Source organism: Natrinema zhouii, assembly GCF_013456555.2.
In the GTDB taxonomy this organism is placed as follows: Archaea; Halobacteriota; Halobacteria; order Halobacteriales; family Natrialbaceae; genus Natrinema; species Natrinema zhouii.
Map to the genome: position 1 here is coordinate 1,319,536 of NZ_CP059154.1, position 12,226 is coordinate 1,331,761.

Sequence of the window (12,226 nt, forward strand, 5' to 3'; positions counted from 1 at the left end):
TCTGCTCGAGTTTAAATACGAACACGCGGCCACCAGCAGCATGGATCTGGAAGCCCCGGTCGATGCGTGGTACGTCTGGCTGGCCGTCTCGATTGTCAGCGCCGCCATCGCCGGTATCGCGCTCGGATTGCCAACCGGACCGCCCCCGGACGCGAATCGAGCCGCAAATACTATCGAGCGAACCGCTGGAAGCTCGTACGACACAAGTGCAACGTACGATCACGACGCGACCGAGATCAAGTTCGATGGCCGAACGCTCGCGATGCGAAACGAGCACGGTACCTCCCGGGCGAGTCTCAGCTACGGGCACGTCGTCCCCGTGATGGGGCACGAACGCCTCGAGAACCTCTCTGAAGGACGGTCTTTCGAGGAAGAGTACGCGGCGGAGTTCGCGGACACGGAGACGAACGCGTTCGACGTATTTCTCGAGGGCGTCGAAAGCGCCTACGCGGACAACTCCGGAGAGTGGCGGACCGCGGACGACCAGTTACGGACGCGAACTGTGAGTACAACGCCAGTGCCGTCGATACGCGCTGCCGTCGAGATCGAGGAGAATTCGGGCTCGACACACGAGGTTCTGTTCGCGTACGAATCGAATACGAACGTCCCGCTGGAATTTTACGCCATTGACAGTCAGGGAAGGGGAGAAATCCGGAAATCAGTCGAAGCAAGGCCTTCGAGGAACACTAGAACGATCGGACACGACGAGTTTCACGGACACAGTTCACTATCGTTTCCGATCGATGTGGAGATCATCGTCGAGGATAACACCATCTGCAGAGACACCATCGGCGAGGATCGCGGTGACGAACTGGTAGACATCTGTGAGTCAGGCGAAGAAACCGTCAATACTGCGGACGATATCGTCGATAACCGCGGATACGTTAAACGCAATACGGAATCGGAGTCGTTCTATGTCACACTCGTCGCCGTCTAACAGCCAGCGCGGCCAGACCGAGCCGCTCGCCGCACTCGTCGCCGTCTCGGCGCTCATCGTCGGCGTCGGACTCTACGGCCTCTATCTGACGGATACGCTCCCCGGAACTACCGACCGGACGACCGAAGAGACGGCAGTGACTCGGATCAAAGGGGACATCGAAACCGACGGCGTCGTTCGCAGCTATGATCACGACGAACTCGAGGAGGTGATCGAGACGGGAGCGCTTCCTCACGGACGGAACGTCTACGTGCAGGTGACGATCGTCGAAGACGGCCGCGAGACCGTCGTCGCCGATGCGTTGTTCGGGACTGACGGGCAACCGAATCGGGATCCGATCGAGAGCGGCGAACTCGAGAAGCCACCGGCCGAAGCCGGCGTTGCCACCCGCCCCATCGCCGTCGCCACGAGACCCGGAGACGTCCGGGGTGGAACGCTACTCGTGGGGGTGTGGAACGGATGAGCGCCGACCGCGCCGTGAGTACGGTTATGGACGTCGCGATGGCCCTCTTGCTCATTAGCGCCAGCATCCTGCTCATCGGGATCCACCTGCATGACTCGGACGACGAGTTCGACGAGAATCGAGCCGACCGGACCGCCGAACTCCTCGGTGAATCGACCATCAGCGTCCGGTACAGCCTCGAGGACGCGGCACCGATCGCCGATCGACAGGGGGAGTACCACCGGACCGAGTACGGCTCGGCTACCGGACTCCTTGCGGACGCGGCCGTCGCGAACGTCCACGTCGACGGCACTCGAATTCGCCCTACAGGCGACGAGTTCGAAACCGCCGTCGGCGCGTCCGTCGAAAGCGCCCTCATCGGCTCGAACCGGGATTTCTACGTCGTCGCCGAGTGGGAGCCCTACGACGACGCGGCAATCAACGGCACGGCGACGGCCGGCGAACGACCACCGCCGAACGAGGACGTCTCGAGCGTCACGTTGACCGCCTCGAGCGGGATCCCTGCCATCGATTCGGACGAGATCGAAACCGCGTATCTGAACGCCGATACCTACTGGAACGACTATCTCGGCGATCGAACCGACCTTGTCGAGAGCCCGGAGAACGCGTCGTTCGAAGCGGCCGGAACAGTGATCGGGAGCGCGATCGTCGATGGCTACTTCCCGCCGGCGGCAACCCAGCGATCCCTCGAGAGCCAAGGACTTTCCCACGAACTCACCGTCTCGCACTACGAGCAGATGGTGAAACCCCTCGAGTACGAGTTTACGGGGACGACAGCACCAGCTCACCACGGCCCGCTCAAGCGCGACGAAGCGGACGCGGTCGAAGCGAACGCTCAGGTGGTCCGCGGGATTGCGGACGCGGACGCGTTCGGCCGGAACGGTCTCGGGCAGTGGATCGGGGAAGATCTGCAGACGGCCCTGGCAGACGAAATCGCGGCGATAGACGAGGCGTACGACGGCCGGCAGCGAGACGAGGAGATCGCGGCGTTGCTCGCCGACGAAGTATCGACCGACGAGGTCACGATCACGATTCAAACCTGGAACGCATGACGACCCGACCCCACACAGTTTCGATCGCAGACGACGACCGTGCCCGGATTCCATTCGCACTGATCGCGGTACTGCTGCTGATCAGCAGTATCGCGATCGTCGGCGTATTGGAGTCCAGAGACACCCCAGACGTCGATACCGATCAGGCGCTCGCCATGGACCGCGCCGAGTCGGTTGCGGTCGCCGAGTTGCGGCAGGCGGTCGTCCGCGCGACCGAGGATGCCGCCAGCGCCCCTGTCACGTCCACCGACGGAGCCGATGCTCCCGTCAGCGCCGCGATGGACGACGACGAGGCCGTGTTCGACCAGTATCTCAAACTCCTCATCTATCGGGAAGTGTCGGAATCGTTCGCGAGTACCACCCAGCAGTTCGACGGGGAGACGACCGCCAAAGCCTCCGTCGAACGGCTCGACTGGAGCGACAGCGACGACCTCGAGGCGGCGATCGATCGAGTCTCGCTCGAGCACGGCGAATCGGGCGTCCTCACCGTCGCGGTCGATGGCATCGAGCTCACCGTCGACGAAACGGAGGGGCAGACCGTCACGGAGCACCGAGAGCTGTCAGTGACGGTCGGCACGCCGCTCTACCAGCTCAAAAACCGAACCGACGAGTTCCAATCACAGCTCAATACGGGCTTTTTCGAAAGCGACGGTCGCTACGACGGCTTCGGGCGGTACTTCGCCGCTCGAATATATCCGTACACGTGGGGGAAAGCCTACTACGACCGACTCGGCAGCGGTGATCGCGCCTTCCACAATCTCACCCCAAACGAGCACACCGAAGTCATGGTCAACGATGCCGTCTTTGGGCTTCAGGAGAAAACCTTCGGTACAACCGACCCGTACAAGGACCGCGCTATGCTCTTGCCGACGCTCTGTATGGCCGGCGATCTCACCTCGAGCGCAGGCGATATCGAGACTTCGGACTTCCTTCCGGACGGAAAGGCGAGCAATCTCTCTAATCAGACAGCTCTCTGTGATAGCGATCTGATCGACCAAGACGGGGAACTGCCGGATCCGCCTACCGTACAGGATATCGTTTTGACTATGCTCGAGGACAACGTCGAGACTGACGTTGAGATTCAGGCCCATCCGTTTGCCGACGTTGCGTATATGCAGATGGCGAGTGGGATGAATATTAAAGAGGTGGAAGCAGAGTTTGACAAAAAATTGCTGAAGTCTGACCGTTTCAATGATTATTACTTAGATAGTTATTTTTCTGATCAGGTGGAAAACGGAGAGATAGCCGATAATTTGGGGAACTATGATGAGAAGGTAATGTCAGGGATTAGGGGGATGTATGATAGTGCTGAGGATCGAGATGAGATAAAAGAGGTAATAGAGGACATATACAACGTTGAGATTCATACACAAGAGAATGGGCCTTTCAAAGATAATATGCTTCCAGTCCCTTCCCCACCGGAGAAATGGGCTCAAAACCCTGGAAACTGGTCTGGTCCAATCAATGTAACCTATTATGCTAGTAGTTCACCAGCGGATGCTGATGTCTCAATTAACATTGACTCCAATAATGAAAATATTGAGTTTGATAGTCAAAATCTAGCTAAAATTGATATTAAATACAAAAATTCGATCAATGTCAAAGCAGAATGGAAACATAAGGATGAGAACCGATCATCACACACATACTGGGACCGAGGAAATAATATAACGTATAACTCAAATTATGAGATTACAGGCGATTTCGTCTCGGATACTATTGCAGTGGAACGTGGGTCTCGCCGCATTCAATCGCTCTTTGAGGAAGATGTTTGGGATGAGGAGTATAAGACTGTTCAGAACTTCAAAGATATTGAAACAAAAGCTGTTAGAGAGACATTTGATCTCAGTTCAACTTCTGTAGAATCACAGGAACTGGAACTGGAACATGAAATTGAGAGCTCAAGCCATTCGATAATCACGGAAAGCGATTTTGACGAAGTTGTCCCATATTCTCCTAACCCGGATATAGACGTTGAGCCACGGGACAAGGGCGAACTGTACAAGTGGGCACTATCCGAACTTAATCAGACGCATCACGAGGTCGTAACATCCACTGAGCCGCATCAGACTGATCTCTGGAATATGATTGAGAAACCAAGCCCGCTCAAGAAAGTCAAGAAGAATGTAAGTAGATTGGAAGGGAAGTTAGTGTATCAAAACGTCTCCGAGCCGTACGACAATACAGCTGATCTCCTCCGGGCAGAGGTTCGGAAGCAATATTTTGAGAACACATACGATAATATCGAACAAATTAACGGCTGGCACGACGATACACTCGGTGAGAGTAATGCCATACTCAATGGTCTCCTTGGCGGTCTTCTCGATACCAGTAATGATCTCCTCGGGGGTCCAATGAACTTCGTTGATCAGATGATGGATCCCGAAACGCGTCCTGAAGATGCACGAGCATCACTTGAGGATTCACCGTTGCTGGAGGACGTGAACTATCAGGTCGAGGCATCGCCAACGTATCTTTCGCTAGAAACTGTTAATCGAACTGATGTCCCTGCAGTCAGACCAGCAGGGGACGATGCACTCGCTATTAATAATATCAATGAGACAAATCATACTCCGTTAGGTGCTGGATACTTCAACGGTGTCGGACATCCCGGTTTCCCTCTCATGCCGTGGCCATCCTTGTTCTACTTGCAGCTCGATGCATATTATCTTGAAGTACAAGGGGAATACGCCCGATTCGAAGTACGTGCTAATAGTGGTGATCCGACGAGCAGTAGCGAGATGACCTATGTACGGGAAGATACAGACGTGACGATTGAGACGCCAACTTGGGCCGAAGAAAAGGAACTTACAGTCGGATCTGTTGAACCGATCTCGTTCGATAATAATCTTGTAATTCCAATAGTTGTTCCAAGTCCACAACTGATGGCAAAGGGATCACTAGGGGTCGGTGATACGTGGCGATACAAAAGTTCGAAGTCACCGCGCCAAGAATGTTCAACCACTTGGAACAATGTTGGCGCTAGCTTTAACGGGGGTAATAAAAATAACTGCATCGCAAAAGAGGCATCAGACAGTCTGCCAGTATAAAAGGAAGTGAGAGCTTCAGGTGTCTTTTATTCTACAAATTTTCCCCTCTTCAGTAGGCAGATACAAATATTTGTCAGAGACTGAGGGAGATGCTGTGAAATTTTCTTTATAATCCATCACCTGTCACTGAAGTTCACCATTTTTTGCGTCAAATGCATATATATTATTTCTATTGGAATGGTAGACAGATCCATTAGAGATTACTGGCTTTTCTTTAAGCCTAGATTCGAGATTTTTCTTCCAGATTATCTTTTGTTCATCAACATCGATAGCAAGCAACCATACGTCACCACCAGTAAGAACAGAACCACTGGCCATTAGATAGACGACACTATTTGCTAATGACGGACTCCCTGGGTTCTCTAAAGTATCTATAGACCACTTTTTTGATCCATCTTTCACATCAATAGCATAAAGTCTCTCATCTTCCCCAGTAATATATACGGTGTTATTGTCAACTGTTGGATTAACTTCACCCATTAATTCTCCACGAGGGTTCTTAAATGTCCATTCTAACTCGCGATCCTCTATATTTACAGAGAACAGGGTATCTTCTGCAGCAAAATATGCCGCACCATTATTTAAAGCAGGTACAGTTGAGATAGGTAAACTAGCAGACTTTTGCCGGGTATTATATATCGTATCATCGTTACCGGTTTCGGGATCAAATTGGTGGAGAATTCTGTTTTGAGTGCCGATTACTCCAACGTTAGTTGGGATCGGGGCTACTTCCCAAAGAAGAGAATCCTGTTTCCACCTAAGTTCTCCATTTTTTCGATTAACTGCAGCTAACCCTTGATCAATTCCAGTATAAATACGTTCATCAATTATAAGTGGATAACCATTAGACGAAGTGTTAATATTTTTCTCCCATTCTGATTTGTTTTCCGCTATATTTATTGATAGAAAACTTCCATCGGCTGAAGTTGCGTATAATTGATCATTATCAATTATAAGATTATTGTGTATAGCATCATCAGCCTTAAAAACAGTCTGAATTTTTACATCCTCACCGCTTGGCCCAGTTGCCGTCGGATGATGACCTGTATTCTGTGGATCGACGCCATACATCGGCCACTTGGTGGGTGGTAGCTGATCGCTGTTCTCGGGTTCGTCACTCGTCTCGTCACCACTCATACAGCCGGCGAGAGTTGAGAGCCCCGCAGTGACGCCAGCACAACTCGCTAACCAGCTCCGGCGAGTTCGAATCGGTTTCCGACCCATAGTACGTATAATATTTCTATCTTGATAAAATATAATTCTTAGGTTTTATGCAAACCAAAGATGTCGCCGCCAAAGCCGATCGGCCTGTCCCAACATAGTGCATGGCTATCGGCGTCTTCATTGCCTCGAGCAACAAGCACACACGAACACGAAAGACCAGCACTCTGGGCCGGCACGGAGGTTCAAAAAGGATGCCGCGCCACTGTCGGTATGATCGCTATTGCCGGCGCAAAAGGAGGGTGTGGAACGACGGTTACGACGATCGGACTCGCGGAGGCCGTCGGTCGACGTGGAACGGTTTCGATCGCGGTCGACGCCGATTGCCAACTGCCGAACCTGCACGTCGCAGGCGGTGTCGATCGGACGCCGACGCTCGCGGCCCTCGAGTCCGACGCCAACGTCGAATCGGTTGTGCAACCGAGCCCGCGAACGTCGAACGCGGGGCTGCTGTCGGCCCCTGATTCGTCGGACGAGATCGACTTCGAAGCGGTGTTTGAACGGCTCGAGTCCGACACCGGCCGCGCGTTCGTGGACTGTCCGTCGGGGGCCGGACCCGACGTCGTCGAACCGCTCTCGGCGGCCGATGGGATGATCGTCGTCACGACCGATAGTGAGCGCAGCATCACCGCCGCGGAGACGACGATCGAGATGGCTCGCCGGCTCGAGGTACCGATACTCGGAACGGTAGTGAACAGATGTGAGAGCATCCCACAGGCAGTCAGATCATGGACCGACGTCCCGGTCCTGGGCCGGGTCCCGAACGGGACATCGCCGCTGACGGACGAGGTGACTCGAGCGGCTTACGACGATATCGCGGCGACGGTCGCGACGAGAACCGCGAGGGATGGAACGGTCCCATCGTACGACGAAAGCCTGCTGCGGACCGGATGCGATCCTCTCGATCGGGCGTTCGGCGGCGGGCTGGAGCCGGGGTCCATGGTTGCGGTCGTTGCCGCGCCGGCCAGTTGCTCCGAACAGGTTCTCTCCGAGACCACCGCTGTCCGCGGGACGCTCTATCTGTCGACCGAACGGTCGGCAGCCAACGTTCAGCGGGCACTCGAAACCGTGCCGACGACGACTGGAAACCCGACGGTTCGCCGTCTCAGTCGATCGGACAGGCTCGCTGAGGCGGCGGCGATGGCGGATAAACTCCCGACGTCGTCCACGCTGATTATCGATCCCGTGAACGCACTCGAGCGGCACGATCGGGACGAGTACGTCTCGTTTCTCGACGACCTCAAAGAACAGCTGGTCGCAACCGGGAGCATCGGGCTGTTACACTGTCTAAATGGACCGGCAATACCGTCGAATCGAACTGTGACGACGCACGCGGCCGATGCGGTCTTCGAGATCGCGGCAGTCACGCCTGAGGCCAGTGCGGACGTCGAGCACTATCTCTCGGTTCCGAAGTGCAGAGCCGACGGGACGATGACGGAACCGATCGAACTCGAGTTCGGAGACGAGACGGATGGTCCGATCCGTGGCGGTTTCTGACCTGCTCGCTACGGTGCAACAGACTCAGATTGGATCGATCAGTAAACACCGATCCGGTCGGTGAGTCGTTTCTCGCAGCGTTCGATCCGCTGTGCGACCGTCCGAACGGCGTCGACGGCCGGGCAGTCGGGATGGACGTCGCAAACGGGACGACAGCGCTCCTGGGCGTCAGCGACCGCCGGCAGTTCCTCGATACTGATCGCTGGCGCGCCGAAGTGCCGTTCGGCGCGGTCACCGATTCGGTCGATGGCCGCAGTGTCGACTCTGTTGAGGACCACGGCTGCGATCGGCGTCTCGAGATCGAGGGCGAGCCGCTTCGTCCGGAGCGCATCGGTCAGAGCCGGCTCGGTCGGCGTCGTCACGAGGACGGTTAGCTGGGCGCACTCGAGTTGTCGGCCTACGTCACGTGCCAGCCCGGCGGGACAGTCGACGACGACGCGGCCGAACTCGCGTTCGATCCGCTTGACGACTCGCGGAAACGCGGTCAGGTCCGCAGCGCGTGCACCGGCGAGCGTTCGCCCACACGGGAGGACGCGAACCGCATCTCGGCGGTCGATCGCCTCGATCGGGTCGGCGCGTCCGGACAACACGTCGTGGAGGTCTGGGCCGTGACCGCGAGGGAGATCAGCGGTCGTGAGGTCGCCGTCGACGACGACTGCGTCCAGTTCGCGACCGAGATTCACTGCGAGCGTCGATTTGCCGACACCGCCTTTGCCGCCGCTGACGGAGACGATCATTGCTGCCGTTCGAGAACGTCGGTCGTCGGTTTCCACGCGGTCAGTGACGCGAGCGCGTCGGCCGCGTTCGTCGACCGATCGATCGTGGCCCGCCGAGCGGAGACCGCTTCGATCGGCGGCTCCACGGGTGCTGCATGGCTCGCGAAGCCGATCCCGCGGCGCTGATTCGGAGCGACGATCCCGTTCCAGCCGGAGTCAGTCCATTCGGCGGCTGGATCCGATCCGCGAACGGGGGGCCAGATCGGCCCGTCGAGCCGGCTGTCGATCCGGACTCGCTGCGGCGTCGTCGCGGTGGTCGCGACGGTCGCCGAAACCAGCGTCACTCCCTCGGTCCGGTCGATCTCCCAGTCGAGTTCGATCACGGCCGTGTTGGCCGCTCGATATCGTATAAAGGTGATTGCCGGATCAGGCGACGGAGTCAAACTCACCGGCCAGCGCGTCGGCCGATGACTCGAGCACGACGGTCTCCCCGGCAGTCATCGAGTCCCCGATCTCGACGGCGATATCCTCGACGTCGACCGTCGGCGGAAAGAGCAGGTCGACGCGACTACCGAAAGCGATGTGGCCGACCCGTTCGCCGCGATCGAGGTCGTCGCCGCGCTCGGCGTAGGGGTGGATGCGACGGGCGAACGCGCCGGCGATCAACGTTACCTCGGCGTCGTGGTCGGGTTCGTCGGGGTGGGCGTTCGGGTCGTCCGCTGCGATTGATTCCGTCCCGTCACCATCGGCTTCCGCTGACGGCAGTTGTGAAGAATCGGTCTCGAAGCGGACGTGGACGCGTTCGTTCCGATCGGACTCCTTCGAGAAGGCCGGGCGGTTCGCACCGGAGACGTGTTCGACGTCGGTGACGCGACCCGCGAAGGGGGCGCGAACGACGTGGACGTGCCAGACGTTCATGAAGACGCCCAGGCGAACCCGGTCGCCTTCCTCGCGGAGCACGGAGACGTTCCCGTCGGCCGGCGAGACGACGCCCGTCGGCGGCGGAGAGCGCTCGGGGTCGCGAAAGAATGCGAGGGTTCCGGCACCGACCGCGAGCGCGAGGAGGCTCGCCGTAACGCTGATGAGAAGGGCAAACGGGGCAGCGAGCAACGGAACGATGGCGTACTTCCAGGCCCCCGGCGCGACGTTCATAGCGGTGGTAACGGGATCGAATCGTATGGCCGTTACGGATGAGACGGAGCGAACCGCGGCCGGAGACGTCACCGAAGCGCTACCGTGAGCCGTCGGCCGGGATCGTGAAGGTAAACGTCGACCCCTCGCCGGGTTCGGCGTCGACCCAAATCTCCCCGCCGTGGCGTTCCACGATGCGACGACAGAGCGCGAGCCCGATCCCCGTCCCATCGTACTCCTCGCGAGTGTGGAGCCGCTGGAATACCTGAAACACGCGATCTTGATCGTCGGGATCGATGCCGATCCCGTCGTCCCGAACCGAGATCTCCCAGTTTCTACCGCGCTGCTCGGCGGTGACGTCCACCTGTGGTGACTTGTCGCCGCTGTACTCGATCGCGTTCGAGAGCAGGTTCTGGAACAGCTGGCGGAGCTGTCGCGAGTCGCCCTGCACCTCGGGTAACGGCTCGACGGCGATCTCGGCGTCGGATTGCTCGACCATCATCTGCAGATCTGTCAGGACGTCCGCGAGCACGGCGTCGAGGTCGACGGGTTCGAACGGGTCGCCCTGCGTGTCGATTCGAGAGTACTCGAGCAGGCCGTCGATCATCTCGCTCATGCGGTTTGCGCCGTCGACCGCGTAATCGATGAACTCCCGGCCGTCCGCATCGAGTTCGGCGGCGTACCGGCTCTCGATCAACTGGAGATAACTCGAGATCATCCGCAAGGGCTCTTGCAGATCGTGGGAGGCGGCATAGGCGAACTGCTCGAGTCGTTCGTTCGAGGCCTCGAGCTCCGAAACCGTCTCGTTGAGGCGTCGCTCGTATCCCTGGCGCTCGATCGCCGTCGCGATGATCGTGGCGACGCTCTCGAGGAAGTCGACGTCGTGGTCGGCGAACTCCCGTCGATCGGTGTCGTAGACGTCGAGGACGCCCCACGGATCTGCTGTCGGGCCGATGGTGACGGTGATCCCGCTCCGGACGTCGCGGTCGGGCACCAGCGACGGCCCGTCGAACCGCGGGTCGCTCTCGAGGTCCTCGATCACGACGGGGCCGCCGTCCGCCAGTGCGGCGGCAGCGATCGAACCCGCCGCGGGCGTCGTCTCACCGTCGGCGACGTCGAAGCCGGTACCGGCCCGGAGCCGAAGGACGGCTCCGTCGGGGCCCGCCGCGTCGTGTTCGAAGACGGTCGCGTACTCCGCGTCGAGCGCCGCAGTGACCAGTTCCGTCGTCTTCTCGAGCATATCGTCGATATCCGCGTTCTCGAGGGCGCGCCGGCCGAGGTACGAGACCGACTCGAGCTGGACCACCTTCTCCGTCAGGGTTTGCTCGGCCTCCTTGCGCGGTGAGATATCCCGAAAGAGGCCGACGAAGTAGCGATCACCGTCGAAGGTGAAGTCGGTGAGCGAGACGCCGAGGGGGACCTCGTGGCCGTCCGTGTGTTGGCCCGGCAACTCGACGTAGGACCAGTTGATGTTTCGCTCACCGGTCTCGAGGTAGCGCTGGAGCGCGGAGAGGTGGCTCTGGCGCAGTCGCTCCGGGATGATCTCGACCTTGCTCGATCCGACGAGTTCGTCGGGGTCGTGCCCGAGAATGCGCTCGACAGCGGGGTTGGCGTACTGGATGTCGCTGTCCGTATCGAGGACGATGATGCCGTCGGGGAGGGCGTTGGCCAGCGCCTCGAAGGTTCGGCCGTACGTGAGATTGGAGTCGGACGCGGCCGACGAGCGGGCGGGAACGTGCTGTTGGCGGACGATTCCAGTGATCACTGGCTCCCGTTCGGTGTCGTCCTGCGGCCGTCGCTCGAGGTGGACGGTACAGGGAACCGTCTCCGTCTTCGTTCGAATCGAAACCGGCGTCGACGCCGGCGACGACTCCCCTTCGTCGAGCTCCGAAACGAGTGACTCGAGGGTCGTTCCGTCCTCGAAAAGCGCGTCGAACGGCAGTTCGTCGAGTTCGGTCCGCGTGTAGCCCGTCAACCGCGTGAACGCGTCGTTACCATCGACGATCGTTCCGGTCGGTGCGACTCGAAAGCACGCGATGTCCGCTGCCTCGAGTAGCCCCTCCAGCCGGGCGGGGAACGAACCGACTTCGGACTCGTCCGCAGCCACGGACGGGTCATTTGACGGGCCGGGCTCCATTGACCCGAATTTAATCGGAATG

General features: G+C 58.5%; 10 protein-coding genes. 5 read left to right on the forward strand and 5 right to left on the reverse strand.

Features of this window, described 5'->3' with window-relative positions:
* Positions 1–40 precede the first annotated feature (40 nt).
* Genes HYG81_RS25240 through HYG81_RS25260 form a run of 4 tightly spaced genes read left to right on the forward strand, consistent with a single transcriptional unit; the run spans position 41 to position 5,502 of the window.
* Positions 41–937: a DUF7283 family protein gene (locus HYG81_RS25240; protein WP_180842409.1), complete on the forward strand. Its 897-nt coding sequence runs from the start codon at positions 41–43 to the stop codon at positions 935–937.
* Positions 915–1,400, forward strand: a complete 486-nt coding sequence (locus HYG81_RS25245; protein WP_180842410.1) for a DUF7285 family protein — start codon at positions 915–917, stop codon at positions 1,398–1,400. The genes HYG81_RS25240 and HYG81_RS25245 overlap by 23 nt, the downstream gene beginning before the upstream one ends.
* Positions 1,397–2,452, forward strand: a complete 1,056-nt coding sequence (locus HYG81_RS25250) for a DUF7284 family protein (protein ID WP_226376040.1) — start codon at positions 1,397–1,399, stop codon at positions 2,450–2,452. The genes HYG81_RS25245 and HYG81_RS25250 overlap by 4 nt, the downstream gene beginning before the upstream one ends.
* Complete coding sequence (locus tag HYG81_RS25260) at positions 2,449–5,502, forward strand: DUF7286 family protein (RefSeq protein ID WP_180842411.1); 3,054 nt, start codon at positions 2,449–2,451, stop codon at positions 5,500–5,502. Before HYG81_RS25250 ends, HYG81_RS25260 begins: the two co-directional genes overlap by 4 nt.
* Before the next feature lie 123 nt (positions 5,503–5,625).
* Here HYG81_RS25260 and HYG81_RS25265 read toward each other — a convergent pair whose 3' ends face one another.
* Positions 5,626–6,639, reverse strand: a complete 1,014-nt coding sequence (locus HYG81_RS25265; RefSeq protein ID WP_180842412.1) for a PQQ-binding-like beta-propeller repeat protein — start codon at positions 6,637–6,639, stop codon at positions 5,626–5,628.
* A 297-nt stretch (positions 6,640–6,936) separates the two neighbouring features.
* On the opposite strand from HYG81_RS25265, the gene HYG81_RS25270 reads away from it, so the two are divergent.
* Positions 6,937–8,220 (forward strand): DUF7125 family protein, encoded by a 1,284-nt coding sequence (locus HYG81_RS25270; RefSeq protein ID WP_180842413.1) that lies wholly within the window; start codon positions 6,937–6,939, stop codon positions 8,218–8,220.
* Between the two features lie 38 nt (positions 8,221–8,258).
* Here HYG81_RS25270 and HYG81_RS25275 read toward each other — a convergent pair whose 3' ends face one another.
* The 4 genes from HYG81_RS25275 to HYG81_RS25290 form a co-directional block, all read right to left on the reverse strand.
* Positions 8,259–8,957 (reverse strand): MinD/ParA family ATP-binding protein, encoded by a 699-nt coding sequence (locus tag HYG81_RS25275; RefSeq protein ID WP_180842414.1) that lies wholly within the window; start codon positions 8,955–8,957, stop codon positions 8,259–8,261.
* Entirely contained in the window at positions 8,954–9,319 is a 366-nt protein-coding gene (locus tag HYG81_RS25280; protein ID WP_180842415.1) for a DUF7857 domain-containing protein, read from the reverse strand. The genes HYG81_RS25275 and HYG81_RS25280 overlap by 4 nt, the downstream gene beginning before the upstream one ends.
* 43 nt (positions 9,320–9,362) lie before the next feature.
* Positions 9,363–10,088 carry a protein sorting system archaetidylserine decarboxylase gene (locus tag HYG81_RS25285; RefSeq protein ID WP_180842416.1) on the reverse strand — a complete coding sequence of 242 codons (726 nt, stop codon included), beginning with the start codon at positions 10,086–10,088 and terminating at the stop codon, positions 9,363–9,365.
* Between the two features lie 79 nt (positions 10,089–10,167).
* Positions 10,168–12,204, reverse strand: a complete 2,037-nt coding sequence (locus HYG81_RS25290; RefSeq protein ID WP_180842417.1) for a PAS domain-containing sensor histidine kinase — start codon at positions 12,202–12,204, stop codon at positions 10,168–10,170.
* Positions 12,205–12,226: the final 22 nt, after the last annotated feature.

Excerpts from the sequence above, each read along its gene's own strand:
- HYG81_RS25245 (WP_180842410.1), top strand. The coding sequence starts at position 915 with ATGTCACACTCGTCGCCGTCTAACAGCCAGCGCGGCCAGACCGAGCCG.
- HYG81_RS25250 (WP_226376040.1), top strand. The coding sequence starts at position 1,397 with ATGAGCGCCGACCGCGCCGTGAGTACGGTTATGGACGTCGCGATGGCC.
- HYG81_RS25265 (WP_180842412.1), bottom strand. The coding sequence starts at position 6,639 with ATGAGTGGTGACGAGACGAGTGACGAACCCGAGAACAGCGATCAGCTA.
- HYG81_RS25240 (WP_180842409.1), top strand. The coding sequence starts at position 41 with ATGGATCTGGAAGCCCCGGTCGATGCGTGGTACGTCTGGCTGGCCGTC.
- HYG81_RS25290 (WP_180842417.1), bottom strand. The coding sequence starts at position 12,204 with ATGGAGCCCGGCCCGTCAAATGACCCGTCCGTGGCTGCGGACGAGTCC.
- HYG81_RS25285 (WP_180842416.1), bottom strand. The coding sequence starts at position 10,088 with ATGAACGTCGCGCCGGGGGCCTGGAAGTACGCCATCGTTCCGTTGCTC.
- HYG81_RS25275 (WP_180842414.1), bottom strand. The coding sequence starts at position 8,957 with ATGATCGTCTCCGTCAGCGGCGGCAAAGGCGGTGTCGGCAAATCGACG.
- HYG81_RS25270 (WP_180842413.1), top strand. The coding sequence starts at position 6,937 with ATGATCGCTATTGCCGGCGCAAAAGGAGGGTGTGGAACGACGGTTACG.
- HYG81_RS25260 (WP_180842411.1), top strand. The coding sequence starts at position 2,449 with ATGACGACCCGACCCCACACAGTTTCGATCGCAGACGACGACCGTGCC.